This is a genomic window from Falsiroseomonas ponticola (assembly GCF_016805305.1).
GTDB classification, from domain to species: Bacteria; Pseudomonadota; Alphaproteobacteria; order Acetobacterales; family Acetobacteraceae; genus Falsiroseomonas; species Falsiroseomonas ponticola.
The window spans coordinates 29,623-54,080 of record NZ_JAERQN010000011.1; the positions used below are offsets into that span (position 1 = coordinate 29,623).

The window sequence follows — 24,458 nt, forward strand, 5'->3', positions numbered from 1 at the left end:
GAAGCGGGCGCCCGGCCTCCGGGGGGCGGGCACCATGACCTACTGCGTCGGCCTGCTCCTCGATGCGGGGCTCGTGATGCTGTCGGACACCCGCACCAATGCGGGCGTGGACAACATCTCCGTCTTCGGCAAGACCTTCGTGGAGCAGGTGCCGGGCGAGCGCGTGCTGGCGATGCTGACGGCGGGCAACCTGGCCGTGACGCAGGCCGTGTGGAACCGCCTGCAGGAAGGCGTGACGCTGGGCGGCCAGGTGCAGACCTTGCAGTCCGTGCCGACCATGTTCCGCGCGGCCCAGCTGGTGGGGGAGGCGGTTCGCCAGGTCTATGACGCCGATGGCCCGGCGCTGCGCGCGCAGGGCATCGGCTTCGACGTCTCCATCATGCTGGGCGGGCAGATCGCGGGCGCCGCGCCGCGCCTGTTCCTCATCTATGCCGCCGGCAACTTCATCGAGGCGACGGCGGATACGCCCTTCCTGCAGATCGGCGAGCACAAATACGGCAAGCCGATCCTGGACCGCGTGCTGACGCCGGCCACGCCGCTGGCCGATGGCGTGACTCTGGCGCTGATCAGCATGGACAGCACCTTGCGGTCCAACCTGACCGTGGGGCTGCCGGTGGACCTGACGGTGATCCGGCGGGACGCCTTGCAGGTGGGGCTGCGGCGGCGGATCGGGGAGGACGACCCCTATTTCGCCTTCCTGCGGCAGCGCTGGTCGGAGAGCCTGCGGGAGGCCTACCAGGCGCTGCCGCGGCCGGATTGGCTCGGCTGATGTGGCTTTGAGGCCACTAAAGGCTACTGCGCCTTTAGCCGATTATGCCGATTAGACGCCTTTAGCACCGTTTTTCGAGGGGGGGTCCCGGCGCCCGGTCCGGGGTGGTGGTGTTGGGATGATATTCCCAAGATAGCGCCGCGGCGGCCGCCCTGTCCAGCACTTCCGGCCTGTTCCCGGCGGAACAGCCGCGCGCGCGCCCGTCCCGCATGATGGCCCCCAGGACAATCCATCCCGAGGAGCCATCCCGATGAGCACCGCCATCTTCACCTACCGGCGCACCGACCGCTTCGTGAAGAACACCTACACGAAGAAGGACAGCAACGGGAATCCGGTGGTGAAGGACGGCAAGCCCGTCACCGCCGTCGCCCATGGGCTGGTCGGTGAACTCATCGTCCATGGCCTTCAGTTCGAGACGATCGAGCGCATGGATGGCTACATGCACATGAAGGGCGGCCGAACCTACCCGGCTTCCAGCATCTACTGGCACGAGCGCTACAAATCCTTCGTCATCAATCCGGGGCTGGAGGAGCAGGAGGAGACGAAGGGCAACATCCTGATGCACCCGGGCAGCCAGCCCTCTCACGTCCAGGGCTGCGTCGCGGTGGGCTTCTTCAATGCGAATGGCAAGCTGGAGGACAGCAAGTACTGCTTCGACGTGCTGCGCGACCAGGCCGGCGGCGCCAGCGTGCCGAAGGTGACGCCGGTAACGCTGACCCTGGTGGTGGAAGGCGCGATGCCGGCGCTGAGCGCGTGCAAGCCCTGGGTCTATTCGGCGTGAAAGTGCCGCGGTCCCTCCCCCGTCTTTGCGGGGGAGGGGATGGCAGAGGCTACTCCAGCACTTCCTCGACTTCCGGCGCGTCCGCCTGGCCGTAGAGGTAGAAGGTCCGCTTGCGCTCCGGCGTCCAGTCCGGGTCGTCCCAGGCCAGCATCTTGCCGGGGTTCAGCAGCCCATGCGGGTCCGCCACGCGCTTGAAGTCCAGCTGTTCGCTGTCGATCCGCTTCATGCCGCCTTCCTCCAAGGTGAAGGCATGCGGGTTGAAGACGGGGCAGCCGGCATCCTCATGGATGTCGATGATCTCGGCCAGCCGCTCCTCCGTCGTGTAGCGGACGAGCTGGAGGCCGAAGCAGGTGACGACGCCGTTGAGGCGGACGAATTCCAGATGCAGCGGCACCTCGTCGCCAAAGGTCTTCTCCATCTTCTCGATCAGCGCGAAGTGGTTGGGCGGCGGATAGAGGGTCTGGAGATAGGTGAGGCTGCGATCGACCTTGAGGGCCTGGAGCGTGGTGTGGTTCCAGGTGAATTCGTAGAGCGGCGTTTCGGCCTTCTCCGTCTCGCAGCGGTAGAGTTCGGTGCCGCCGAAGCGCGCCAGCAGGGGCTTGAGGAGTTCGAGAAAGGGCTCCGCCACCATCACCAGGGCGCAGGCGGCGCCGGCCGGGACGTAGGGCTGGAGCATCTTGAAGTAGGTCTGCGCCACGCCCGGCGCGACCACGCCCGCCATCTTCTTGGCGATGCCGTCGGAGGCGATGAGCGCTTCGGCGAAGCGCGCCGCGCTCAGCGTATCCGGGAAGCCCGCCAGCACATCCACCCAGTCCCAGGCGGGGGCGAGGGGCATCTCCACTTCCGTGATGATGCCGTTGGTGCCGTAGGCGTGATTGGCCTTGTCGATGTCCGTGCCGCGCAGTTCCAGCACCCGCGGCTCGGCTTCCATGGTGATGACGCGAAGGCCGAGGATGTTCCCGAATTCCCGCAGCTTGCCATAGGTGCAGGACCCGATGCCGGAGGAGCCGCCGGCGATGAAGCCGCCGATGCTCGCCGTGCGCTTGGTGCTGGGGTGGAAGCGCAGCTCGCCCCGCACTTCCCGCCGCGTATGCGCATCGAGGTCGATGAGCTTCACGCCGGCCTGGGCGCGCACCACGCCGGGCCTGGTCCAGACGATGCGGTCGAGGCCCATCAGGTCCAGCACGATGCCGCCCTTCAGCGGCATGGCCTGGCCGTAATTGCCCGTGCCGGCGCCGCGCGGCGTCAGCGGCACCTGGTGCTTCACGCAGGCCGCCAGGATGGCGATGACCTCGGCCTCGTCCTTCGGGCAGGCGACCGCTTCGGCGGTGACGCCGTTGAGCTGGCGCTTGAGGACCGGCGAGTACCAGAAGAAGTCGCGCGATTTCAGCCGGACCAGCGCCGGGTCCGTGATCCACTGGATCTGCGGCAGGGCTTCGATGACGGCGGCGACGGTCATGCGGCGGTCTCCACGGGCGAAAAATCGCGCATCTTGCCGGGGTTGAGCAGGCCGAGCGGGTCGGTGCGCTGCTTGAAGCCGAGCTGGTCCCCGGGCACGCGGCGGTAGTTGCTGCCTTCCTCGATGGTCAGGACATGCGGGTTGGCGATGCCGAGGCCCGCGGCCTCGAAGGCCGCGATGATCTCATACATCCGCTCGGCGCTGGTCCAGCGGATGACGGGCAGCGCCGACATGGTGATGCGGCCGCCGAAGCGGACGCATTCCGTGTGCATCCAGACCTCGTCCCGGAAGGGGATGCGCACGGCCTCGATCGCGGCCAGCGTATCCTCGAAGGGGAAGCGGCATTGCAGGTAGCTGACGCCGCGATCCTTCTTCAGGACCTGCAAGGTCGTGTGGTTCCAGCAGTATTCGTAGAAGGGCGTCTTGTCCGGATCGCGCTCGGCCTCGACGGTCGATTGCTCCGCGAGGAAGGTGCCGTTGTGGTCGCGCGCCAGGTCGCGCAGCGCGCGGAGGCCGGAGGGGGCGACCATGGTCAGCACCAGCGACCGGCCTTCCGGCACGACATCGGAAATGCCCTTGAAGAAGGGCGGCAGCTGGCTGTCGAAGACGCCGCACATCTTCTTCGGGATGCCATCCGCGAAGGACAGCGCGAGGGCGAAGGCGGCGGCATCGGTGAATTTCTCGAACCCGATGGCGATGTCGCGCCAATCCTGCGCCGGCGTCAGCGGCAGGCGGATGCGCGTCATGATGCCCGTGGTGCCATAGGTGCGGTTGACCGGGGAGGCATCGTCGCCTTCCAGGTCCAGCACCACCGGTGGGTCCTGCATGGTGGCGACGCGCGCGCCGATGAGGTTGCCGCGTTCGCGCATGGTGCCATGCGCGATGCCGCCGACCCCCGCGCCGCCGCCGGCCACGAAGCCGCCGATGGTCGCGGTGCGCTTGGTGGAGGGCCAGAGCTTCAGCTCCCACCCCTGCTCCCGCGCCCAGAGGTCGAGGTCGATCATCTTCATGCCGCACTCGACATCGACGACGCCATCGGCCAGCGCGACGGGCTTCGCCATCGCCGTCATGTCCAGGATGACGCCGCCTTCCAGCGGCACGCATTGCCCGTAATTGCCGGTGCCGCCGCCCCGCGTCGTGACCGGCACGCGCGCCGCGCGGCAGGCCGCCAGGATGCGCAGCACCTCGGCCTCATCCTTCGGGCGGGCATAGAGGTCGCCGGACTTGCCATCCAGCTGCTTCTTCAGGATGGGGCTGTACCAGTAGAAGTCGCGCGACTTCTGGCGCAGCAGCGCGCGGTCGCTGGACAGCTCGATGCCATCCAGCGCCGCCGCCAGGGCCGCGATGTCAGCCATGCGCGGAGGGCTCGTTGGCCAGGAAGGCTTCCGCATCGAAGGCGGCCACCTGGGTCCAGAGCGCGGCCATGCGTTCGGCCGCATAGTCCAGCAGCTGCTCCCCGATCTCGGCGGTCGCCAGCGACGCATCGCCGACCGCGCCGGCGGGGTGCAAATCCTGCGCCTGCCAGGCCAGCGGCGCGCCGCCATCGGGGGCCATGCGCGGCGCGACGTTGGAGACGCCCTGCCAGCGGCTGACGAAGTTGATGGCCTTGTCCATGTGAACGAGGTGCGGGGTCAGGGCGAGCATCACGCTCGTTTCGTCGCGGCCGGCATGGATGCCGTAGCGGCCCTCGATCTCATCCTTCAGCGCATCCGGCTTCCCCATCCGCGCCCACATGGCGTTCACGGCCAGGATGTTGTGCTCGATCCGGATGCGGCGGCAGGCGATGTCGAGGACGGAGACATTGCCGCCATGGCTGTTGACGATCACCAGGCGCTTCACGCCCGCCCGCGCGACGGAGGCGCCCATATCCGCCACGATGGAAAGCAGCGTCTCCGGCGTGGTGGTGATGGTGCCGGGGAAGCGGAGATGCTCGACCGAGCAGCCCACGCTCTGCGTCGGCAGCACCAGCACGGGCAGGTCGTCCGGGATGACCTTCAGCGTGCGGGCGACGACGCCCTGGTTGATGGTGGTGTCCACGGAGACGGGGAGGTGCGGGCCATGCTGCTCGATGGACGCCACGGGCAGCACGGCGACGGTGTTGGAGGGCAGGTCCTTGAAGGCCGGCCAGGGCAGGTCCTGCCAGTAGCGGGTGGGGAGGGGGGCCATGGCAGGACCTTTCGTGGATGCGCTCAGGCCAGCCGGAGGTCGGTGGCCGGAGGGAGGTAGGACGGGTCGTAGATATCCGAGGCGGGCATCGGGCGCGAGATGCCGAACGCCTCCCGCACCGCATCGATGCTGCGCTGCAGGCGGGGGATATCCACCTGGCCGAAGCCGTTGCGGCGGACATGGTCGGTGAAGGTCAGCCGGTCCAGCGCCATGCGCAGGCGCTCCGTCTCCAGCGCCACATCGGTCAGGGGCTCGCGGCGGCGGAGGTTGGCGATGGTGGCGGCGGGGTCGCGCAGGCTCTCATACTGCGCGCGGACCAGGCCGCGGATCAGGCCCGTGACGGCGCGGGGATTAGCCGTGGCCCAGCGGCGCGTGGTGATGAGGGAGGTCGCGAAGAAATCCGCGCCGACATCGCTGTAGAGCATGGTCACGATGTCCTGCTCCGGGATGCCGAGGCCGCGGAGCGAGAAGATGCCGGAGGTGATGAAGCCCGTGATGGCATTCGCCCGGCCCTGCACCAGCATGGGTTCGCGGAGCTGCGGCGTCACCGTGGTCCAGCGCACGCTGTTGGCATCGATGCCCGCGGCCTTGGCGAAGGCGGGGAAGAGCTGGCGGCCGGCATCGGATTCCGGGGAGGCCAAGGTCTTGCCGACCAAATCGGCGGGGGTGCGGATATTCTCCCGCCGCAGCGTCATGATCGCCATCGCCGTGGCGTCATGGATGATGAAGGGGGTGAAGAGGTCGCTGTCGGCGCGTTCCAGCCGCATGCGGATGGTGGGGTTGAGGTCGGCGACGCCGACATCATAGGCACCCGCGGAAATCTTCACCGGCACGTCGCCGGAGCCGAAGCCGCGATCCATCGTCACGTTCAGCCCGGCTTCGCGGAAATAGCCGCGGTCCAGCGCCAGCAGGAAGGCGCCCTGCGGCCCCTGCAGGGCCCAGTCCAGGGTGAAGCGGACATCCAGCAGCGATTGCGCATGCACCGCGGGGGCGGCGAGGGCGGTGCCCAGCAGGGCAAGGGTGTGGCGTCGGCGGAGCATGGCGGTTCCCGGCAGGTTGTGGTTGCGGCGCTGTTAGCAAGCGCCGGGCGGGCGGTGGAGGGGTCGTTTTGCCCGGGCGGGCGGCTTCCGGCGGTCGGTTTGCCCATGGCATGGGCGGATTGGCCAGGAATTGGGCGGTTCCGGGCTGGCGGGCCCGGATTGGTGCTTGCGCGGGGCGGCCCGGATTTGCACCCTGGGAAGGACATCGCCGCGAAAGGGCCTCCCCGGATGCTCGCCACCGCCACGCCGCTGCTGAAGCGCTTCTGGTACCCCGTCATCCCCGTCAGCCATTTGAAGGACGGCCCCAGGCCCTTCCGGCTGCTGGGCAAGGATCTGGTGCTGTGGCTGGACGGGGAGGGCAAGGCGGCCGCGATGGATGACCGCTGCTGCCACCGCACGGCCAGGCTCTCCAAGGGCTTCTACAGCAATGGCTGGCTCGCCTGCGGCTACCATGGCTGGGAATTCTCGGCGGAAGGCCGCGTGATGCGCGTGCCGCAGCGGCCCGTTGACCGGCAGGGGCAGACCAACATGCGCGTGCCGTCCTACCGCGCCGACATCCGCTACGGCTATGTGTGGGTGGCGCTGGAGGATCCCGTGTACCCGCTGCCGGAATTCGAGGAGGAGGGCCTCGGCTTCCGCCGCATCGACGAGTTCTACGAGGTGTGGAACTGCGCGGGGCTGCGTCTGATGGAGAACAGCTTCGACAACGCCCATTTCGCCTTCGTCCACCGCGCCAGCTTCGGCGACCAGGGCCACCCGGAGCCCGCGAAGCTGGAGATCGAGGAATTCGCCGACGGCTTCCTGATGATCACGGAAGTCCCCGTGCGGAACCCCGAGATCCAGAAGAAGGTGCTGAACATGGAGAGCGACACGACGGTGCGCCACATGAACGGCCGCTGGTACGCGCCCTTCCTGCGCAAGCTGCGCATCCGCTATCCCAACGGGCTCAGCCACAGCATCGTCACCTGCGCGACGCCGATCGACGATGCCTCCTCCATGGTGGTGCAGTTCGTCTATCGCAACGACACGGAGGAGCAGGCGAAGGCCGAGGACGTGATCGCCTTCGACCGCGTCGTGACGGATGAGGACCGCGACATCCTGGAGAGCACGGAATTCGACGTGCCGCTGGACCAGACGGGCATCGAGATGAACATGCCGAGCGACCGGCCGGGCGTGCTGATGCGCCGGATGCTCGCGCGGATGATCGCGGAGCACCAGGCGAAGGTGCCGGCCGAAGCGGCGGAGTAGCGGCTACTTAGGGATGGTGAAGATCCGGCCCAGGCTCGCCGCCCTGGTCGGGTCGATGCCGGCCGCGACCAGCGTGCCCCAGACGCCGACGGCGGCGCTGTCCAGCACCGGGATGCCGGTCTCGGCCTCGAGCGGCGCCATCACCTCCCACCCCGGCAGGTTGGTGGACCAGAGCAGGATCGCGTCCACGCCGCCTTCCCGCGCCACCTCCCGCACCAGGGCGCCGATGCGGTCGGGGGTGAGTTCGGCGGAAGCGAGGTTGTCCTTCAGCCCGAGGCTCCGCACCGGGCCGAGGTCGCGCCCGAAGCCCGCGGCGGCTTCCGCGGCATAGGCGGTGTCGCCCGGCGTCACGAAGCCGATGCGCTTCGCGCCCAGCCGGTCCAGCAGCGTCGCCGTGTCCAGCGTCGCGGTGGTGGCGGGGCAGTTGGCGGCCTCGCTCATGATGGCGCAGAGCCTGCGGTCAGCATCGAGCCCGAGCCCCGCGCCGCGCGTGCCGTTCCAGCAGACGACGCCGACATTCGCATGGCCCAACTGCCAGGCGGCGTGGCGATAGGGCTCCGTGTCGTAGCCATCCTTGGGCTGGCCGATGCCGGGACCGTAATAGGTGATGCGGGCGATGCAGCTGTCCACGCCAGGGAAGTGGCGCATCACGCCGGCGAGCGTGCGCTCCACCGTGCGGTTGGAGGAGGGCGTGATGGAACCGATGGCGGGCAGCATTCAGGGGGACTCCCCGGGCAGCAGGATCGCCCGGCTTGGGTTGTAGCGAAGGGCGCAGGGCGTGCCGGGGGCGGGCGGTGCCTCCAGCGCCGCGCGGTCGAGCCGCGCGAGGAGGCGGCCGGCCGGGGTGCCGACCCAGACATCCAGGCCCTGGCCCTTGAAGATGGCCTGCTCCACCGTGCCGGGGATGGTGTGCTCCGACGCCTCCGTGGGCGGCAGCAGGGACAGCGCCTCCGGCCGGATGGCGAGCGCGGCGGGGCTGCCGGTGGCGATCGGCGGATGCGCGGCGGCCAGGCGCAGCCCGCCGGGCAGGTCGAGCAGCGCCAGGCCATCGGCGCAGGCGGCGACCGTGCCTTCCAGCAGATTCGCCACGCCCATGAAGTCCGCCACGAAGCGGCTGGCGGGGCGGTCATAGACCTCCGTCCCCGTGCCCACCTGCATCAGGACGCCGCGCTCCATCACGGCGAGCCGATCCGCCAGCGTCAGCGCCTCCTCCTGGTCATGCGTTACCATCAGCGTGGTCAGGCCGAGGCGGCGGACGAGAAGACGCAGTTCCACCTGCATCTCCTCCCGCAGCTTGCGGTCCAGCGCGCCGAAGGGCTCGTCCAGCAGCAGCACGCGGGGGCGATAGACCAGTGCCCGGGCGAGGGCCACGCGCTGCTGCTGCCCGCCGCTGAGCTGCGCGGGCATGCGGTCCGCGAAGGCGTCGAGGCGCACGAGCTTCAGCGCCTCCGCGACGCGCGTCGCGGCTTCCGCCTTCGCGATGCGCCGCATCTCCAGCCCGAAGGCGACGTTGCGCGCCACGGTGAGGTGCGGGAAGAGCCCGTAGGACTGGAACAGCATGCCGAGGTTGCGGCGATGCGCGGGCAGGCCGAGCACGGAGGCGCCGCCGATCAGCACGTCGCCGCCGCTGGGCTCGATCAGCCCCGCCACCATGCGGAGCGTGGTCGTCTTGCCGCAGCCGGAGGGGCCGAGGAGCGCCAGCATCTCCCCGGGCTCGACATCGAGATCGACGCCACGCACCACCGGCGTGGCGCCGAAGCTTTTCGTGAGCGCCCGGAGCGTGACGCCCTGGCCGAGATCGGGCGTGCTCAGAGGGAGAAGATCCGGTTGAGGCGCTCCGTCCAGCCGGCGCGGCGCGCGTTGATGTAGGTCCAGTCCGGGGTGAAGAGGCCGCGCTTGTCCATCTCCTCGACGGGGTAGGCGATCCAGCGCGCCGTCTCCGGCGCGAAGGTGATGCCGGAGACGGGGGGCGAGGTGAGGGCGAATTCGGAGAGGCCCTTCTGCACCGCGGGCTCGATCATGCGGTTCATGAAGGCGACGGCGAGGTCCTGGTGCGGGCCGTTCTTCACCAGCACCTGGCAGTTGGTCCCGGCGAAGCTGCCTTCCTTCGGGAAGGCCATGGTCACGGGCGCGCGGCGGTTGGTGTAGGGGTAGATGTACTTGGAGTACTCGACCAGGCCGATATCCGCCTGGCCCTGCGCGACCTCATTCGCCGCCTGGATGCCGTCGCCGAAGATGTTGAGGATGTTGGGCCGCAGCGCGGCGACGCGGTCGAAGGCCTTGTCGATCTCGTACTGCGCCTCCGCGAAGGGCTTGCCCGTCTCGATCGCGGCGGCGACGATCAGGAAGAACATGGAGGGCGTGTTGTTCGGGCTGACCAGCTTCAGCTTGCCGCGGTAGCGCGGCTCCCACAGCTCCGCATAGCTCTCCGGCGGCCGCACGCGCGTGTTGTGGAAGATGCCGCCCAGCGAGATGCCGAGCGCGGTGCCGAAGCCTTCCTCATAGAGGAAGCGCGGATAGAGATTCGCCATGGCGGGCATGCGGTCCCGCGGTAACTCCGCGATCAGGCCCTCGGCCTTCGCGATGGGGATGGCGAGGTCGTCGATGAACATGACGGAGAAGCGCGGATTGTCCTTGGTCGCGCGCATCTTGGAGACGTTGGCGAGGGTGAAGCCCTCCTCCGGCAGCACCTTGCAGCCGAAGTCACGCTCGAAGGCCGGGATGATCTGGCGCTTGACGTAGTCGCCCTGCGCGCCGCCCCAGATGCCGACGCTGATCTCCCGCTGCTGCGCGGAGAGCGGCTTCACGAAGGGGGTGGCGAGGGCGGTGCCCAGCAGGGCGCGGCGGGTGGTGTTCATGCCTTGGGTCTCCTCTGTCAGGACGCGATGCGGCGCACGCCGATGCCGAGGCCCTTCTCGATCAGCAGCACCAGGCCGAGCGCGAAGAAGACCATCAGCGCGGAGAGCGCGGCGATGGAGGGATCGAAGAACCGCTGGATGGCGGCGTAGAGGTAGAGCGGCAGCGGGAAGCTCCGCGCATCCGCGAGCCACATGGAGATGGCGAAATCATCGAAGGAGATGATGAAGGCGAAGATGGCGCCGGCGGCGACGCCGGGCCTGATCTGCGGCCAGATGACGCGAAGGAACACCGCGACGGGGCCGGCGCCGAGAACCCGTGCCGCATCCTCCTGCGTCGGATCGGCCGTGGCGAGGGCCCCCGAGACGGAGCGTACGACATAGGGGATGCAGACGACCATGTGGCCGATCCACATCTGCAGGAAGGCGCCGCGCAGGCCGAGCAGGGAGAAGGTCTGCAGCAGCCCGACGCCCGTGACGATCAGCGGCACCACCAGCGGGCCCAGCACCAGCGCCTGCACCAGGCCTCGCCCGGGAAAGCGCAGCCGCACCAGGGCCATGGCGCAGGGGATGCCGAGCAGCATGGCGCCGATGGTCGAGACCAGCGCGAGCTTCAACGACACCAGCAGGGCCGATTGCGCCTCCGGCTCCGTCAGCACGGCGACATACCATTCGAGGGTGAAGCCCTCCGGCGGGAAGACGATGTAGGGCGTGTCGCTGATCGACATGGCGATGGGCACGAGCAGCGGCGCGACGATGATGGCCAGCAGCAGCGCCGTGACGATCCCGAGCGGCCAGGGGATGCGGTCGCTCATGCCTGCGCCCAGCGGTTGATGCGCCGCCCGATGATGCCGATGAAGACCAGATTCACCAGCAGCACCATGGCGACCAGCAGGCTGGCCAGCGCCGCGCCGAAGGGCCAGTCATGCAGGGTCAGCACCTGCTGTTCGATCAGCGTGCCGAGCAGCGGCGAGAAATTGCCGCCCAGGATCTGCGGAGTCACGAAGGCCGCCGCCGTCAGCGAGAAGACGAGCGGCAGCCCCACCGCCAGGCCCGGCAGGCTGAGCGGCAGGATGATGCGGAGGAAGCGCTGCGCCGGGCCCGCGCCTGCCACCGTCGCGGCCTGCTCGGCGGCGGGCGGGATGCGCCCGATGGCGCCGGCCAGCGGCAGCACCATGAATGGCAGGAAGACATGGACGGAGGCAATGAGCACCGCCCATTCCGTGTAGAGGATCGCCGGCGGATCCTCCCACCCCAGCCCCTGCAACACCCATGAAATCAGCCCGTTGCGGCTCAGGATGGCGGACCAGCCATAGGAGCGGACGACGACATTCACCAGCAGCGGCGTGACCAGCACCAGCGTGACGGTGCGCGACAGCCAGGGCCGCCCGCGCGCCAGCACCCAGGCCAGCGGGTAGCCGACGATGGCGGCGACGATGGCGGCCGCGGTCGCCATGCGGATGGTGCGCAGCAGGACGCGCCAATAGAGGTCGGTGGCGAAGGCGCGGCGGTAGTTCTCGATGGTCAGGCCGTATTGCATGACGCCGGCCTCGGTCCGCGCGCCGATGCCGAGGTAGAGGGTCTGCGCGGCGGGAAAGACGAAGCAGGCGAGCAGGAAGAGCACGGCGGGGCCGGCGAGGAGCCAGCCCAGGAGGGCCGGCGAGAGGCGGGTTCGTGCTTCCACGCGGGGAAGCCTAGACCCGCTTCAAGGGGCCGGTGGCGGCGGTGCGGTTGGAAAAATCGCCGTGCTGGACGGGAAGTGGCGCATCCCGCGGCAGGAGCGTGGGCGGATGCCCGTGGAATGATCAGCGCGTCAGGCGCCTTTGCATCCCGGCATCGCGGGCATGCGCGCGCAGCACCATCTCCCGATAGGCGGGCTCCAGCTTGCGCGCGGCCTCGATGGCGGGGGCGAAGGCTTCGCGGTAGCCGGCGGTCAGGTCGCGGGCTTCCTGCCGCAGCGCGGCCTCGTCCATGGTGGTGATGCGGCCATCCTCGAAGACCACGGCGCCATCGACGATGGTGGTGCGCACGCTGCCGGCGGGCTCGCAGAAGACGAGCTGGCGATGCAGATCGTTCAGGGGCGTGAAGGGAAGGGTGTCGAGGTCCAGCAGGATCACGTCGGCCCTGGCGCCGGGGCTGAGATGGCCGATATCCGGCCAGCGCAGCGCCCGCGCGCCGCCCTGCATCGCGCAGCGCAGGATCTCCTTCGCGCCCGGCCAGCGGCGGTAATCCACGTCGGAGAGCGTGTGCACCAGCCCGGCCATCTTGATGGCCGCCCAGGGGTTGATGGCGTCGTCCGCCACCGCCTCATCCGTGCCGATGCAGATCGGCACGCCGGCATCGCGGAGAGCGCGGAACGGCATCACCCCGCTGCCGAGGCGGAGGTTGCAGAGCGGGTTATGCGCGACCGTGGCGCCGGACCGGGCGATGAGGGCGATGTCGTCGTCATCAATCCAGATGGCGTGGATGATGACGAGGAATTCGTCGAGGATGCCGTAGTCATGCGCCAGCCTCACCAGGCTGCGCCCGAATTTTTGCTCCCCCAGCACGCGCTGGAGCTTGGTTTCCAGGATGTGGCAGTTGAAGGGAAGGTCGTATTTGCGCGCCAACGCCGAGAGCGCCTGGAGGTATGGGACTTCGCAGCGCTGCGGAGCGGAGCAGGAAATGGCGGCCGCGATACGGCCGTTCGATGTGCGGTCCCACGTCGTGATGAGATGGTCGTAGAGGGCGAGAAGCTCCTCCGTGGATTGCCGCGGCGCGGCCTCCATCGCGGCGATGGCGTCAGGCGGCAGAAGCTCCTTCAGGAAGGGATACTTCTCGTACTCGACCAACTGCGGCTGGTCGATGGCGACGCGGGCGCGCATGCCGCTGTCGCGATAGGCCTCCACGATGCCGTCGATGCCGTCCCGGTTCGCGACGGGGACATGGAAGGCATCGTCCATCACGGTGGTGACGCCGTTGCGCAGCATCTCCATGGCACCCAGCATGGTGCGGACGTAGTTGAGGCGCTTCACCGGCGCGCCATCCAGCAGCGGCGGCACCTCATAGAGCATGAAGACTTCCAGCGGCAGGCCATCCACCATGCCGCGCAGGAAATTGCCGGGGCTGTGGAAATGCGCGTTGATGAGGCCGGGCATGGCGAGCATGCCGCGGGCTTCGATCACGCGGCCCGGCGCGCGGTCTGGACAAAGGCCGGGGCCGACGGCCACGATGGCGTTGCCCTCGATGAGGATATCGCCCTCCGGCCAATCACGGCCGGCCTCGTCGAAGGTCAGGATTCGGGCGTTGCGGATCAGGATGGACATGGCGACCCCTTCGTCACGAACAGGCTACCCCGCATGAGTCGCGTGCTGGAAGGGCGCCGCGCCTTCGTCACGGGCGGCGGCGCGGGGATCGGGCGCGCCATTGTGCTGGCGCTGGCGCAAGCGGGGGCGGCGGTCTGCGTCACGGACCTCGATGGCGCGGCGGCGGCGCGCGTGGCGGCGGAGGCCGGGGGCGGCGCCTTCGGGCTGGCGCTGGATGTGCGCGATGCCGCGGCGACGGCGGCGGCGGTCGAGCAGGCCGCGGCGAAGCTCGGCGGGATCGATGCGGCGGTGGCGAATGCCGGCGTCTCCACCATGCGGCGCGTCGTCGACCTGACGGAGGCCGAGTGGGACTTCAACATGGACGTCAACGCCAAGGGCGTCTTCCTGACCAACCAGGCGGTGGTGCGCGCCATGCTGGCGGCGGGCACCAAGGGCGCGATCGTCAACACCGCTTCGCTGGCCGCCAAGGTCGGCGCGCCGCTGCTGGCGCATTACTCCGCGAGCAAATTCGCCGTCGCCGGCTTCACCCAGGCCATCGCGAAGGAAGTGGCGGGGAATGGCATCCGCGTGAACTGCGTCTGCCCGGGCTTCGTCGCGACCTCCATGCAGGAGCGGGAGGTGGTGTGGGAAGCGCAGCTCCGCGGCATGAGCGAGGAGGCGGTGCGGGCGGAATATGTGTCGCTGACGCCGCTCGGCCGCTTGCAGCAGCCGGAGGATGTGGCCGATGTCGTCGTCTTCCTGCTGTCCGATTCCGCGCGATTCATGACCGGCCTGGCCGTGGACGTGAATGGCGGCGTGTTCATGAGCTGATGGAGCATCCATGATTCCCGGCCTGTTCGAGACGAAGAAGACCGTCATTGCCATGGCCCATCTGGGGCCGCTGCCGGGCTCGCCGCTCTATGACCAGAAGCGCGGCATGCAGGGGCTGCTGGATGATGTGCTGGAGGATATCGCCGCGCTGCAGAAGGGTGGCGTGGACGCCATCATGTTCGGCAATGAGGGCGACCGCCCCTATCTGCTGAAGGCGACGCCCGAGAGCCTGGCGGCGATGACGGCGCTGGTGACGGCGGCGAAGCCCGCCCTGACGGTGCCCTTCGGCGTCAACTACCTCTGGGACCCCGTCGGCACCGTGGCCGTCGCCGCCGCCACCGGCGCGCGCTTCGCGCGGGAGGTCTTCACCGGCGTCTATGCCAGCGACATGGGGATGTGGGAGCCGGATTGCGCCGGCGCGCTGCGGCTGCGGGCACAGCTCGGGCGGCAGGACCTGAAGCTGCTGTTCAACATCAACGCGGAATTCGCCAGCACGCCGGATACGCGCAGCATCGAGCAGCGGGCAAGGAGCGCGATCTTCTCCTCCCTCGCCGATGTCATCTGCGTCTCCGGCGGCATCACAGGGCAGGCGGTGGAGGGATCGGATCTGGAATCGGCGCGGCGCGGGGCAGGGGCAACGCCGGTCTTCGCCAATACCGGCGTGAACATCGACAATGTCGAGACGATCATGCGCGTCGCCGATGGCTGCGTGATCGGCACGCATTTCAAGCACCAGGGCAATACCTGGAACAAGGTGGACCGGGATCGCGTGGCGCGGTTCATGGACCGGGTGCGGGGGCTGCGGTAGGCGCGTGGCGCGGCTGATCGGCATCGATATCGGCACCACCTCCACCATCGGCATCCTGGTGGAGAGCGGGGGCCAGGTGCTGGCCACGGCGTCGCGCCCGGTCGATCTGCGCAGCCCCGCGCCGGGATGGGCGGAGGAGGATCCTGACCAGTGGTGGGACAATACCGTCGCCGTGCTGGCGGAGATGCTGGCGGCCTCGCCCGGGCCCGTGGATGCCATCGGCGTGACGGGCATGGTGCCCGCGCTGGTGCTGCGGGATGCGGCGGGCGCGCTGATCCGACCGAGCATCCAGCAGAGCGACGGGCGCACCAGCGCGGAGGTCGAGGCGATCCGCGCCGAGGTCGACGAGGCCGCCTTCATCGCCCGCACCGGCAATGGCGTGAACCAGCAGCTCATCGCGCCCAAGCTGCGCTGGCTGCGCCGGCATGAGCCCGAGGCCTTCGCCCGCATCGCGACCATGCGCGGTTCCTATGACGACATCGCTTGGCGCCTGACCGGCGTGGCATCGCTGGAACGCAACTGGGCGCTGGAGGCGGGCTTTCTCGATCTCGGCACGGATGCGGTCGCGGAGGATCTGGTGGCGCTCGGCGGCGTCACGCCCGCGATGCTGCCGCCGCTGCGGGCGGGGCATGCGGTGATCGGCGGCGTCACCGCCGATATCCCGGGGCTGGCGAAGGGCACGCCGGTGGTGGCGGGCTGCGCCGATCATGTCGCCTCCGCCTTCGTCGCGGGGGTGACGCGGCCGGGTGACCTGCTGGTGAAATTCGGGGGCGCCGGCGACATCCTGCTGGCGACGGCCGCGCCGCGCCCCGATCCGCGGCTGTTCCTCGACTTCCATCTCGTGCCCGGCCTGTTCCTGCCGAATGGCTGCATGGCGTCCTCCGGCGCCGTGCTGAACTGGGTGGTGCGGGAATGGGGCGGCGGGCGCACGCATGCCGAGTTGGATGCGATGGCGGCGGAGGTGGCGCCCGGCGCGGCGGGGCTGCTGCTGCTGCCCTATTTCCTCGGCGAGAAGACGCCGCTGCATGATCCGCATGCCCGCGGCACGCTGGTGGGCCTCGGCCTGCATCACGGCCTGGCGCATGTCTGGCGCGCGGCGCTGGAAGCCGTGTGCTTCGGCTTCCGCCATCATGTCGAGGTGCTGCGCGAACTCGGGCATGAGGCCTCCCACGTGATCGCGAGCGATGGCGGCGCGGCGAGCCGCGTCTGGATGCAGATCGCGGCGGATGTGCTGGGGCTGCCGGTCCACCTGCTGCACGGGCATCCGGGGTCCTGCCTCGGCGCGGCCTATGTCGCGGGGGTTGGCGTGGGCGCCTTCGAGGATTGGAACGCCATCGGGCGCTTCGTGACGCCGGCCGGGCGCGTGGAGCCCGATGCGGCGGCGGCGGCGCGATACGACGCGATCTACCCGCTGTGGCGCGAGAGCTATGAGCGGCTGAAGCCACTCTTCCCCCGGTTGGCGGCGGTGACGTGATGTTGAGGACACACGGGCGCTACGCGCATCGATCCATCGAGGACCGGCCCCGCTTCCGCTGGCCGGGCGGGAAGGGGCTGGCGCTCTATGTCGCCCTCAATGTCGAGCACTACGCCTTCGGCGAGGGGCTGGTGGAGGACCTCGTGCCCGGCGGCACGCAGCCGGACGTGCTGAACAACGCCTGGCGGGAATACGGCACGCGCGTCGGCGCCTGGCGGCTGCTGCGGCAGTTCGAACGGCACGGCATTCCGTTGACGGTGCTGCTGAACAGCGCGGTCTATGACCAGGCGCCGGATTTCCCCGCGGCCTGCCGCGCGCTGGGCCACGAGATCGCCTGCCACGGCCGCACCAATTCGGAAAGCCAGGCGGGGCTGTCGGAAGAGGCGGAGCGTGCGTTGATCGCGGAGGCGACGGCGCGCATCGCGCGGGAGGAAGGCGTCGCGCCGGAGGGCTGGCTCGGCCCCTGGCTGTCGGAGACGGCGCGGACGCCGGAGCTGATCCGCCAGGCGGGCTATCGCTACATCATGGATTGGGGCTGCGACGACCAGCCGATCTGGCTGCTGACCGATGCGGGGCCGCTGCTGGCCATGCCCTATTCGCAGGAGATCAACGACAGCGTCGCCATCATCGGGCGCCAGGCGAGTGCCGCCGAATTCGCCGACATGATCATCGACCAGGTGGACCAGATGATCGCGGATGCGGCGGAGGTGCCGCTGGTCTTCGGCCTCGCGCTGCATGCCAACATCATGGGCCAGCCCTTCCGCCGGCGGCAGCTGGACCGCGCGCTGGCGCATATCGCTGGGCGCGCGGGGGATATCTGGATCACGCGCGGGGCCGATATCGCGGCCTTCGTGCATCAGGATCCGTCGCGGGCGGTGTAGTCCCTAGGGCGAATACATCAATCGCGGCAGCCACAGCGCCATCTCGGGTATCGCGATCAGCAGGAAGGTCATCAGCACCATCGCCGCGAAGAAGGGGATGGTGCCGGCGAAGACCTGGGCGATGGTGCCTTCCCGCCGCACGGCCTGGATGACGTAGAGCGTCATGCCGACGGGGGGCGAGAGCAGCGAGACCTCGCACATCAGCACCATGAAGACGCCGAACCAGATCGGATCGATGCCCGCCGCCACCACCACGGGGAAGACGATGGGCACGGTGCCGACCATCATCGGCAGGCTTTCGAAGAAGACGCCGAGCAGCAGGTAGAAGACGGCCAGCGCGATCAGCAGCTCGATCCGCGACGCGCCGAGATCCACCACGAACTTGCCGAGCGCCGGCGTCACGCCCAACAGCCCCAGCACGAAGTTCAGGTAGAAGGCGGCCGCCAGCACCAGCATGGACATGGCGGTGAGCTGCGCGGTGGCGATGAAGCATTCATGCAGCATCGCGACATTCAGCCGCCCGTAGAGCGCCGCGATGGGCAGCGCCGCCACCACGGCCAGCGCCGCACTTTCCGTCACCGTGGCCCAGCCCGTGTAGATGGAGCCCATGATGATGGCGAAGATCAGCAGCGGTGGCAGCAGATCCACCAGGCGCTTGAGGCGCACCATCAGGGGGTCCAGCACCTCCTTCTGCCGCACCCAGTCGGGCCGAGCCCAGGCCAGCACGATGATCGTCGCCATGAACAGCAGCGTCATCACGATGCCGGGGATGACGGCGGCGGCATAGAGCTGGCCGACGGAGGTGTTGGTCAGCGCGCCATAGACGATCAGCGCGATGCCCGGTGGGATGAGGTTGCCGAGCGAGGCGCCCGCCGCGATGGAGCCGAGCACCAGGCGGTCATCGTATTTCCGCTTGCGGAAGCTCGGCAGCGCCACCGTCGCGATGGTGGCGGCGGTGGCGACGGAGGAGCCGGAGACGGCGGAGAAGATGGCGCTGGCGCCGACATTGGTGTGCAGCAGCCCGCCGGGCAGGGGGTTCAGCCAGTCCGACAGGGACTGGTACAGCCGGTCCGTGCTGCCGCTGCGGACCAGGATCTCCCCCAGCAGGATGTAGAGCGGGATGGAGAGAAGGACGTAATCCTCCATCGCGCCCCAGAACTGCATCCCCGCCGCGGCGACGAGCGCGGGGCTGAGATAGACCACGGCACCCAGCGCGGCGACGGCGAACATCGCGGTGGCGACATGCAGGCCGAGGAAGAGCAGCCCGACCAGCAGGCAGAAGCCGATCGCGGTCTCGGTGACGCCGATCATGGCGTGCCCTCCTGCCGCTTGGCGATGGCGCTGGCCTCGATGGCGACTTCCTCATCCAGCGTCATGGGGCCGTAGAGCTGGTTGACGCGGGGGCGATCCGTCAGCAGCAGCCAGGCCGCGTGCAGCGCCAGCAGCACCGCGACCGCGGCGAAGACGACGATGCCCGCCAGCCACAGCGATTGCGGAATCCAGAGCGGCGTGCCGAGCGGCGTGATGGCGTGGGCGTCGAACTCGATCGTCTCCTCCAGCACCGCCCACCCCCGGATGGAGGCGAAGACGCCGAAGCCCGCCAGCAGCGCATAGGCCAGCGCGTTCAGCACGGCGCGCAGCCATTCCGGCATATGGGCCAGCAGGAAATCCACGCGGGTGTGCGACTTCGTCACCAGCGCCCAGGCGAAGGCGAGGGAGGAGACGACCGCGGTGGTATAGCCGCCGACCTCGTCGATGCCCTGCAGCGAGAAGCCGAAGACCTTGCGGCCGATGATCTCCACGCAGGTGACGAAGGAAAGCAGCAGCAGCCACCAGCCGCCGGCGAGCGCCAGGATGCGGGCAGGAGGGGCGAGGACACGCGTCAGCGGATTGCCGTCATTCATGGCCGGGCCCCACGCATTTCCCATGCCATCGTCACGCCCCCGCCGCCAGCAGCGCCGCCAGCGCCGGGGAAAGGCCCTGGGTCGGCCGCTGGCCGGGATGCGCCAGGCTGCCCGCCCGTGCCTTGGCGGGTTTCATGCGCACCAGCATCTCCAGCAGCCCCACGCCGGCGGCGATGCCGTCCAGCACCGGCACCGGCACGGCATCCCGGATGCGCGCCGGCATGCCCGCCATGGCGGCGCCGCAGAGCACCACCACCTCCGCCCCCGTCTCCGCCACCAGGGCGCTCGCGGCCTCCGCCACCTTCGCATCCACCGTCGCCGGATCGGCATAGGCATCCTTCGGCGAGGCGGTGATGGCGCGGATGCCGGCCAGCCGCCCCGTCAGCCCCTGCTGCGCCACCAGTTCCTGGTAGATGAAGGGCGTGCCGAAGGTGACCAGGCCGAAGCGCGTGCCGAGCAGGCAGGCGGCGGCGATGCCGGCCTCCGTCATGCCGACGACCGGCACGGGCAGCACTTCCCGCGCCGCCAGCAGGCCCGTGTCGTAGGAGACGGCGAGCAGCACGCCATCGGCGCCCGCGACATTCTCCGCCAGCATCTCCAGCATCGCATGGCCGGCGATCGCGTTCTCCGCGCGGGAATTGATGATCTGCGCGCCGAAGCGGCCCGTCAGCGGCAGGATCTCCGTGCCCGGGGAGGCGACGGCCCGCGCGGCGTTGGCGCAGAGCTCCGTCACCTGCGGTGTCGTGTTGGGGTTGGCGACCAGCAGGCGCATGGCGCGACTCCGGGAAGGGGCGGGTGGCCTAGTATGCAGCCTGCATGCGCGGGCCGCGAAGATGGCGCGCAAAGCGGCGGCATGGTCAAATCCTGGGCGATGTCGCGGCCGCAACGCCGGGATGCGGCGCCGTCACCGGCTTGCGTGGCTGGCCTCTCCACCGCGTAATGGGGCCGCCATCCATCCCCGGGGGGACCCATGAACCCGATCCGCAGCCTATTCGCCGCCACGCTGGCCGTGGCGCTTTCCGCCGGCACCGCGCTGGCGCAGGCGCCGGTGCGCTGGCTCAGCCAGTCGCAGGCGGTCTCCACCCAGTTCCCGGTGGAGAATGCGGCGATGGAGCGCATCACCTCCGGCCTCAATGTCCGGATCGAGCGCAGCGAGTTCCAGGGCCTCGGCATCAACATGGCCGATGCGCTGCGCCTGGTGCGCGCGGGTACCTTCGATGTCGTCTCCGCGCAGATCGGGCTCGCGTCCCGCGACGATCCCTTCCTGGAGGGCATCGACCTGATCGGCGTCTCCACGGACCTCGAGGAGCTGCGCGGCGCGGTGAATGCGTTCCGGGAGGTGTTCGACGCGCGCATCCAGCAGCGTTTCGGCGCCAAGGTGGTGGCGATCTGGCCCTTCGGCTCCCAGGTCTTCTTCTGCAGCCAGCCGATCCGCACGCTGGACGACCTCCGCGGCCAGCGCGTGCGGTCCTTCACCGCATCCATGTCGCAGCTGCTGGAGCGGCTCGGCGCCACGCCGGTGACGCTCTCCTTCCCCGAGGTCTATCCGGCGCTGCAGCGCGGCGTCGCCTCCTGCGGCATCACCTCCCCGACCTCCGCCAATACGGGCAAGTGGCCGGAGGTGACGACGCATCTGCTGCCGCTCTCGGTCTCCGGCGCGGTGCAGGCGCACCTCGTGAACCTGGCCTGGTGGAACCGCCAGACGCCGGCGCAGCGGGAAGCCTACATGGCGCAGTTCTCCCGCATGGAGAATGATCTGTGGGAGCTGGCGCGCACGACGAATGAGGATGCGACGAATTGCAGCCTTGGCCGGCCGGAATGCCTGCGCCAGGCGCACCAGCCCTTCAACATGACGCTGGCGACGGTGAGCGAGGCCGACAAGACGCGGCTGCGCCGGATCTCGGAGGAGGTGATCCTCTCCGAATGGGCCGCGCGCTGCAACCGCGCCTATCCCGGCTGCGCGCAGGTGTGGAACGACACGGTCGGCCGCGCGCGCGGCATGGCCATCCGGTGACCATGCCCGTCACCGTCATCCGCCGGGCCGCCTGGGTGGTGGCCTGGGAGGGCGGGCGGCATGTGTACCGGCGGGATGCCGATATCGCCTTCGCGGGCGACCGCGTGGTGCATCTCGGCGGGCATTGGGATGGGGTGGCGGCGCGGGAGATCGATGGCAGCGCCGCCATCGTGCTGCCGGGGCTGATCAACATCCACTGCCATCCCGGCCAGTCGCCGCTGTTCCGCGGCTATGTCGAGGAATTCGGCAATCCGCGGCTGTTCAATTCCGGCCGCCACCGCTTCCGCCAGGCCTTCATCCCGGATGCGGAGGCGATCCGCGCCAGCGCCCGCTACACCTATGCGGAGCTGCTGGCCTCCGGCGTGACCACCGCCGTCGATCTCAGCCATGCCTATCCCGGCTGGATCGAGCAGCTGGCGGCAAGCGGGCTGCGCGGCGTGGTCGCACCCATGTTCCGCTCCGCCAACTGGTACACGGAGACGGGGCAGGAGACGCAGTACGAATGGGTGCCGGACCTCGGCGCCGGCGCGCTGGCCGAGGCCGCCGAGGTGATGGACGCCGCCGAGGCGCATGAGGGCGGGCGGCTTTCCGCCATGGTCTCGCCCGCGCAGGTCGATACCTGCACGCCCGATCTGCTGCAGCAGGGCGCGGCGCTGGCGCGGGCGAAGGGGCGGCCGCTGCATACCCATGCCGCGCAGAGCATCGCCGAATTCGCGGGCATGACGCGCAGGCACGACTGCACGCCGGTCGAGTATCTGGACCGCCTCGGCTTCCTCGGCCCGACGACGATCCTGGGCCATGCCGTCTTCACCGACGCGCATCCCTGGATCCTGTGGCCGCGGCGGGAGGATCTGCGGCTGCTGGCGGAAAGCGGCACGGCCGTCGCGCATTGCCCGACGGTGTTCCTGCGCGACGGGTCGATGATGCATGACCTCGGCGCCTATATGGAACGCGGCATCGCCATCGCGATGGGCACGGACACGCATCCGCAGAACCTCTGGGAGGAGATGCGCGTGGCCGAATTGCAGGCGCGCGCGGCGGCGGGGCCGATGCATCGCTGCGACACCGCGCGGGTGTTCCATGCGGCGACGGTGGCGGCGGCGGATGTGCTGGGGCGGGACGATATCGGGCGGCTGGCGGTCGGCGCGAAGGCGGACATCGTCATCGCGACGCTCGACCACCCCGCGATGCAGCCGGCGCGGGACCCGCTGCGCAACCTGGTGCATGTCGCGGGCGAGCGGCCGGTGCGGGACGTCTTCGTGGATGGCGTGCAGCGCGTCGCGGATGGGGTGGTGCTGACCATCGACCGCGCCAAGGCCTCCGCCGATGTGGCGCGGGAACAGGCGCGGCTGGCGGCACTGGTGCCGTGGCGCGATCCGGCGGGCGCGACGGTGGAGGAACTGATGCCGCTGTCGCTGGCGGTGGTGGGGTAGGGGCGGCGGAGCCCCCACCCCGACCCTCCCCCGCGGCGCGGGGGAGGGAGATTTTGATTATAGCCCCGCCTGGGACACGAACTTCGTGTTCAGATAGGCCTCGATGGCCTCGGAGCCGCCTTCGCTACCATAGCCGCTATCCTTCATGCCGCCGAAGGGCACTTCCGGCAGCGCGAGGCCGAGGTGGTTGATGGTCATCATCCCGCTCTCCACGCGCGCCGCGATGGCATTCGCCGTCTTGGCGCTGCGCGTGAAGGCGTAGGACGCCAGGCCGAAGGGCAGGCGGTTGGCCTCCTCCACCACCTCATCCAGGTCGCTGAAGGGCGCGATCATGGCGAGCGGGCCGAAGGGCTCCTCGTTCATCATCCGCGCATCCTTGCCGACGCCGGTGATGACGGTGGGCTGGTAGAAATAGCCCTTGTTGCCGATCCGCTCGCCGCCCGTATGCACCTCCGCGCCGCGCTGCCGCGCATCGGCCACCAGGCCCTCCACCCAGGGCACGCGGCGGTCATGCGCCAGCGGGCCCATCTGCGTGTCGCTGTCCATGCCGTTGCCGACCTTCAGCGAGGCCGCGGCAGCGGTGAACTTCTCCACGAAGGGGGCGTAGAGCTTCTCCTGCACCAGGAACCGCGTCGGCGAGACGCAGACCTGGCCCGCATTGCGGAACTTGGCGCCGGCCAGCGTCTTCACGGCGAGATCCAGGTCCGCATCGTCGAAGACGATCGCCGGCGCATGGCCGCCGAGTTCCATCGTCACGCGCTTCATGTGCGCGCCGGCCAGCGCCGCCAGGTGCTTGCCGATGGGGGTGGAGCCCGTGAAGGTCACCTTGCGGATGACGGGGTGCGGGATGAGGTATTCGCTGATCTCGGCCGGCACGCCGAACACCAGGTTGGCGACGCCGGCGGGCAGGCCCGCATCGGCGAAGGCGCGGATGAGGGCAGCGGGGGCGGCTGGCGTCTCCTCCGGCGCCTTGACGATGATGGAGCAGCCCGTGGCCAGCGCGGCGGAGAGCTTGCGCACCACCTGGTTGATCGGGAAGTTCCAGGGCGTGAAGGCGGCGACGGGGCCGACGGGCTCCTTCACGACCAGCTGGTAGATGCCCTCGCCGCGGGCGGGGATGACGCGGCCATAGGCGCGGCGCGATTCCTCGGCGAACCAGTCTATGATGTCGGCCGCCGCCAGGGCCTCCATCTTCGCCTCGGCCAGCGGCTTGCCCTGCTCCAGCGTCATGAGCTTGGCGACCTCATCGGCGCGCGAACGGAAGATGTCGGCCGCCTTCCGCATCAGCTTGGAGCGGTCATAGGCCGAGACCTTCTTCCAGGTCGCGAAACCCTTGTCGGCGGCGGCGAGCGCCTCGTCGAGGTCGTCCTTCGACGCGTGCGCGACGGTGGCGAGGACTTCCTCGGTGGCCGGGTTGATCACGGGGATGGAGCGGTTGCCCGCGGCGTTGCGCCACTTGCCATCGATGAATAGCTGAACGTCGGCGTACATGCGCGTCTCCTCGGCGGCCC

23 protein-coding genes are annotated in these 24,458 nt (G+C 69.5%); 9 read left to right on the forward strand and 14 right to left on the reverse strand.

Annotation, left to right across the window (positions count from 1 at the left end):
• Positions 1 to 34 precede the first annotated feature (34 nt).
• Both JJI54_RS25260 and JJI54_RS25265 read left to right on the forward strand, forming a co-directional pair.
• Positions 35 to 769 (forward strand): proteasome-type protease, encoded by a 735-nt coding sequence (locus JJI54_RS25260; protein WP_203076187.1) that lies wholly within the window; start codon positions 35 to 37, stop codon positions 767 to 769.
• A 250-nt stretch (positions 770 to 1,019) separates the two neighbouring features.
• Positions 1,020 to 1,550 (forward strand): hypothetical protein, encoded by a 531-nt coding sequence (locus tag JJI54_RS25265; RefSeq protein ID WP_203076188.1) that lies wholly within the window; start codon positions 1,020 to 1,022, stop codon positions 1,548 to 1,550.
• A gap of 49 nt (positions 1,551 to 1,599) precedes the next feature.
• Here the strand turns inward: JJI54_RS25265 and JJI54_RS25270 are convergent, their stop codons facing one another.
• The 4 genes from JJI54_RS25270 to JJI54_RS25285 are packed head-to-tail and all read right to left on the reverse strand — an operon-like array spanning position 1,600 to position 6,215.
• Positions 1,600 to 3,009: an FAD-binding oxidoreductase gene (locus JJI54_RS25270; protein ID WP_203076189.1), complete on the reverse strand. Its 1,410-nt coding sequence runs from the start codon at positions 3,007 to 3,009 to the stop codon at positions 1,600 to 1,602.
• Positions 3,006 to 4,364 (reverse strand): FAD-binding oxidoreductase, encoded by a 1,359-nt coding sequence (locus JJI54_RS25275; protein ID WP_203076190.1) that lies wholly within the window; start codon positions 4,362 to 4,364, stop codon positions 3,006 to 3,008. The genes JJI54_RS25270 and JJI54_RS25275 overlap by 4 nt, the downstream gene beginning before the upstream one ends.
• The gene (locus tag JJI54_RS25280) at positions 4,357 to 5,175 is read right to left on the reverse strand and encodes a creatininase family protein (RefSeq protein WP_203076191.1); all 819 of its coding nucleotides are present in this window, start codon (positions 5,173 to 5,175) and stop codon (positions 4,357 to 4,359) included. The genes JJI54_RS25275 and JJI54_RS25280 overlap by 8 nt, the downstream gene beginning before the upstream one ends.
• Before the next feature lie 23 nt (positions 5,176 to 5,198).
• Positions 5,199 to 6,215: an ABC transporter substrate-binding protein gene (locus tag JJI54_RS25285; protein ID WP_203076192.1), complete on the reverse strand. Its 1,017-nt coding sequence runs from the start codon at positions 6,213 to 6,215 to the stop codon at positions 5,199 to 5,201.
• Between the two features lie 228 nt (positions 6,216 to 6,443).
• Here JJI54_RS25285 and JJI54_RS25290 point away from each other — a divergent pair, with 228 nt between their 5' ends.
• On the forward strand, positions 6,444 to 7,463 hold the full coding sequence (locus tag JJI54_RS25290; RefSeq protein ID WP_203076193.1) for an aromatic ring-hydroxylating oxygenase subunit alpha: 1,020 nt from the start codon (positions 6,444 to 6,446) through the stop codon (positions 7,461 to 7,463).
• A 3-nt stretch (positions 7,464 to 7,466) separates the two neighbouring features.
• Here the strand turns inward: JJI54_RS25290 and JJI54_RS25295 are convergent, their stop codons facing one another.
• From JJI54_RS25295 to JJI54_RS25320, 6 genes are all read right to left on the reverse strand, one after another.
• Positions 7,467 to 8,180 carry an aspartate racemase/maleate isomerase family protein gene (locus JJI54_RS25295; RefSeq protein ID WP_203076194.1) on the reverse strand — a complete coding sequence of 238 codons (714 nt, stop codon included), beginning with the start codon at positions 8,178 to 8,180 and terminating at the stop codon, positions 7,467 to 7,469.
• Positions 8,181 to 9,203 carry an ABC transporter ATP-binding protein gene (locus JJI54_RS25300; RefSeq protein ID WP_318987582.1) on the reverse strand — a complete coding sequence of 341 codons (1,023 nt, stop codon included), beginning with the start codon at positions 9,201 to 9,203 and terminating at the stop codon, positions 8,181 to 8,183.
• 68 nt (positions 9,204 to 9,271) lie between these two features.
• Positions 9,272 to 10,321: an ABC transporter substrate-binding protein gene (locus JJI54_RS25305; protein ID WP_203076195.1), complete on the reverse strand. Its 1,050-nt coding sequence runs from the start codon at positions 10,319 to 10,321 to the stop codon at positions 9,272 to 9,274.
• A 17-nt stretch (positions 10,322 to 10,338) separates the two neighbouring features.
• Positions 10,339 to 11,133: an ABC transporter permease gene (locus JJI54_RS25310; RefSeq protein WP_203076196.1), complete on the reverse strand. Its 795-nt coding sequence runs from the start codon at positions 11,131 to 11,133 to the stop codon at positions 10,339 to 10,341.
• Positions 11,130 to 12,002: an ABC transporter permease gene (locus JJI54_RS25315; protein ID WP_203076197.1), complete on the reverse strand. Its 873-nt coding sequence runs from the start codon at positions 12,000 to 12,002 to the stop codon at positions 11,130 to 11,132. Before JJI54_RS25315 ends, JJI54_RS25310 begins: the two co-directional genes overlap by 4 nt.
• A gap of 121 nt (positions 12,003 to 12,123) precedes the next feature.
• Positions 12,124 to 13,623 carry an amidohydrolase family protein gene (locus JJI54_RS25320; protein WP_203076198.1) on the reverse strand — a complete coding sequence of 500 codons (1,500 nt, stop codon included), beginning with the start codon at positions 13,621 to 13,623 and terminating at the stop codon, positions 12,124 to 12,126.
• 33 nt (positions 13,624 to 13,656) lie between these two features.
• On the opposite strand from JJI54_RS25320, the gene JJI54_RS25325 reads away from it, so the two are divergent.
• The 4 genes from JJI54_RS25325 to JJI54_RS25340 are packed head-to-tail and all read left to right on the forward strand — an operon-like array spanning position 13,657 to position 17,596.
• Positions 13,657 to 14,433 carry an SDR family NAD(P)-dependent oxidoreductase gene (locus tag JJI54_RS25325; protein WP_203076199.1) on the forward strand — a complete coding sequence of 259 codons (777 nt, stop codon included), beginning with the start codon at positions 13,657 to 13,659 and terminating at the stop codon, positions 14,431 to 14,433.
• A 10-nt stretch (positions 14,434 to 14,443) separates the two neighbouring features.
• A complete protein-coding gene (locus JJI54_RS25330; RefSeq protein ID WP_203076200.1) occupies positions 14,444 to 15,241 on the forward strand; it encodes a BtpA/SgcQ family protein in 798 nt (265 codons plus the stop codon).
• Between the two features lie 4 nt (positions 15,242 to 15,245).
• Positions 15,246 to 16,715, forward strand: coding sequence for an FGGY-family carbohydrate kinase (locus tag JJI54_RS25335; protein WP_318987583.1), 1,470 nt, complete (start codon positions 15,246 to 15,248; stop codon positions 16,713 to 16,715).
• Entirely contained in the window at positions 16,715 to 17,596 is an 882-nt protein-coding gene (locus JJI54_RS25340; RefSeq protein ID WP_203076201.1) for a polysaccharide deacetylase family protein, read from the forward strand. Before JJI54_RS25335 ends, JJI54_RS25340 begins: the two co-directional genes overlap by 1 nt.
• Before the next feature lie 3 nt (positions 17,597 to 17,599).
• Here JJI54_RS25340 and JJI54_RS25345 read toward each other — a convergent pair whose 3' ends face one another.
• Genes JJI54_RS25345 through JJI54_RS25355 form a run of 3 tightly spaced genes read right to left on the reverse strand, consistent with a single transcriptional unit; the run spans position 17,600 to position 20,272 of the window.
• Positions 17,600 to 18,907, reverse strand: a complete 1,308-nt coding sequence (locus tag JJI54_RS25345) for a TRAP transporter large permease (protein WP_203076202.1) — start codon at positions 18,905 to 18,907, stop codon at positions 17,600 to 17,602.
• Positions 18,904 to 19,500, reverse strand: coding sequence for a TRAP transporter small permease subunit (locus tag JJI54_RS25350; protein ID WP_203076203.1), 597 nt, complete (start codon positions 19,498 to 19,500; stop codon positions 18,904 to 18,906). The genes JJI54_RS25345 and JJI54_RS25350 overlap by 4 nt, the downstream gene beginning before the upstream one ends.
• 31 nt (positions 19,501 to 19,531) lie before the next feature.
• Complete coding sequence (locus tag JJI54_RS25355) at positions 19,532 to 20,272, reverse strand: aspartate/glutamate racemase family protein (protein ID WP_203076204.1); 741 nt, start codon at positions 20,270 to 20,272, stop codon at positions 19,532 to 19,534.
• 198 nt (positions 20,273 to 20,470) lie between these two features.
• Between JJI54_RS25355 and JJI54_RS25360 the strand changes: the two genes are divergently transcribed.
• Together JJI54_RS25360 and JJI54_RS25365 are read left to right on the forward strand one after the other, a co-directional pair.
• Positions 20,471 to 21,514 (forward strand): TRAP transporter substrate-binding protein, encoded by a 1,044-nt coding sequence (locus tag JJI54_RS25360; RefSeq protein ID WP_203076205.1) that lies wholly within the window; start codon positions 20,471 to 20,473, stop codon positions 21,512 to 21,514.
• A gap of 2 nt (positions 21,515 to 21,516) precedes the next feature.
• On the forward strand, positions 21,517 to 22,947 hold the full coding sequence (locus JJI54_RS25365) for an amidohydrolase family protein (RefSeq protein ID WP_203076368.1): 1,431 nt from the start codon (positions 21,517 to 21,519) through the stop codon (positions 22,945 to 22,947).
• A gap of 57 nt (positions 22,948 to 23,004) precedes the next feature.
• Here JJI54_RS25365 and JJI54_RS25370 read toward each other — a convergent pair whose 3' ends face one another.
• Positions 23,005 to 24,438, reverse strand: a complete 1,434-nt coding sequence (locus JJI54_RS25370) for an NAD-dependent succinate-semialdehyde dehydrogenase (RefSeq protein WP_203076206.1) — start codon at positions 24,436 to 24,438, stop codon at positions 23,005 to 23,007.
• Between the last annotated feature and the right edge of the window lie 20 nt (positions 24,439 to 24,458).

Excerpts from the sequence above, each read along its gene's own strand:
- JJI54_RS25260 (WP_203076187.1), top strand. The coding sequence starts at position 35 with ATGACCTACTGCGTCGGCCTGCTCCTCGATGCGGGGCTCGTGATGCTG.
- JJI54_RS25265 (WP_203076188.1), top strand. The coding sequence starts at position 1,020 with ATGAGCACCGCCATCTTCACCTACCGGCGCACCGACCGCTTCGTGAAG.
- JJI54_RS25270 (WP_203076189.1), bottom strand. The coding sequence starts at position 3,009 with ATGACCGTCGCCGCCGTCATCGAAGCCCTGCCGCAGATCCAGTGGATC.
- JJI54_RS25275 (WP_203076190.1), bottom strand. The coding sequence starts at position 4,364 with ATGGCTGACATCGCGGCCCTGGCGGCGGCGCTGGATGGCATCGAGCTG.
- JJI54_RS25280 (WP_203076191.1), bottom strand. The coding sequence starts at position 5,175 with ATGGCCCCCCTCCCCACCCGCTACTGGCAGGACCTGCCCTGGCCGGCC.
- JJI54_RS25285 (WP_203076192.1), bottom strand. The coding sequence starts at position 6,215 with ATGCTCCGCCGACGCCACACCCTTGCCCTGCTGGGCACCGCCCTCGCC.
- JJI54_RS25290 (WP_203076193.1), top strand. The coding sequence starts at position 6,444 with ATGCTCGCCACCGCCACGCCGCTGCTGAAGCGCTTCTGGTACCCCGTC.
- JJI54_RS25295 (WP_203076194.1), bottom strand. The coding sequence starts at position 8,180 with ATGCTGCCCGCCATCGGTTCCATCACGCCCTCCTCCAACCGCACGGTG.
- JJI54_RS25305 (WP_203076195.1), bottom strand. The coding sequence starts at position 10,321 with ATGAACACCACCCGCCGCGCCCTGCTGGGCACCGCCCTCGCCACCCCC.
- JJI54_RS25310 (WP_203076196.1), bottom strand. The coding sequence starts at position 11,133 with ATGAGCGACCGCATCCCCTGGCCGCTCGGGATCGTCACGGCGCTGCTG.
- JJI54_RS25320 (WP_203076198.1), bottom strand. The coding sequence starts at position 13,623 with ATGTCCATCCTGATCCGCAACGCCCGAATCCTGACCTTCGACGAGGCC.
- JJI54_RS25325 (WP_203076199.1), top strand. The coding sequence starts at position 13,657 with ATGAGTCGCGTGCTGGAAGGGCGCCGCGCCTTCGTCACGGGCGGCGGC.
- JJI54_RS25330 (WP_203076200.1), top strand. The coding sequence starts at position 14,444 with ATGATTCCCGGCCTGTTCGAGACGAAGAAGACCGTCATTGCCATGGCC.
- JJI54_RS25340 (WP_203076201.1), top strand. The coding sequence starts at position 16,715 with ATGTTGAGGACACACGGGCGCTACGCGCATCGATCCATCGAGGACCGG.
- JJI54_RS25345 (WP_203076202.1), bottom strand. The coding sequence starts at position 18,907 with ATGATCGGCGTCACCGAGACCGCGATCGGCTTCTGCCTGCTGGTCGGG.
- JJI54_RS25350 (WP_203076203.1), bottom strand. The coding sequence starts at position 19,500 with ATGAATGACGGCAATCCGCTGACGCGTGTCCTCGCCCCTCCTGCCCGC.
- JJI54_RS25355 (WP_203076204.1), bottom strand. The coding sequence starts at position 20,272 with ATGCGCCTGCTGGTCGCCAACCCCAACACGACACCGCAGGTGACGGAG.
- JJI54_RS25360 (WP_203076205.1), top strand. The coding sequence starts at position 20,471 with ATGAACCCGATCCGCAGCCTATTCGCCGCCACGCTGGCCGTGGCGCTT.
- JJI54_RS25365 (WP_203076368.1), top strand. The coding sequence starts at position 21,517 with ATGCCCGTCACCGTCATCCGCCGGGCCGCCTGGGTGGTGGCCTGGGAG.
- JJI54_RS25370 (WP_203076206.1), bottom strand. The coding sequence starts at position 24,438 with ATGTACGCCGACGTTCAGCTATTCATCGATGGCAAGTGGCGCAACGCC.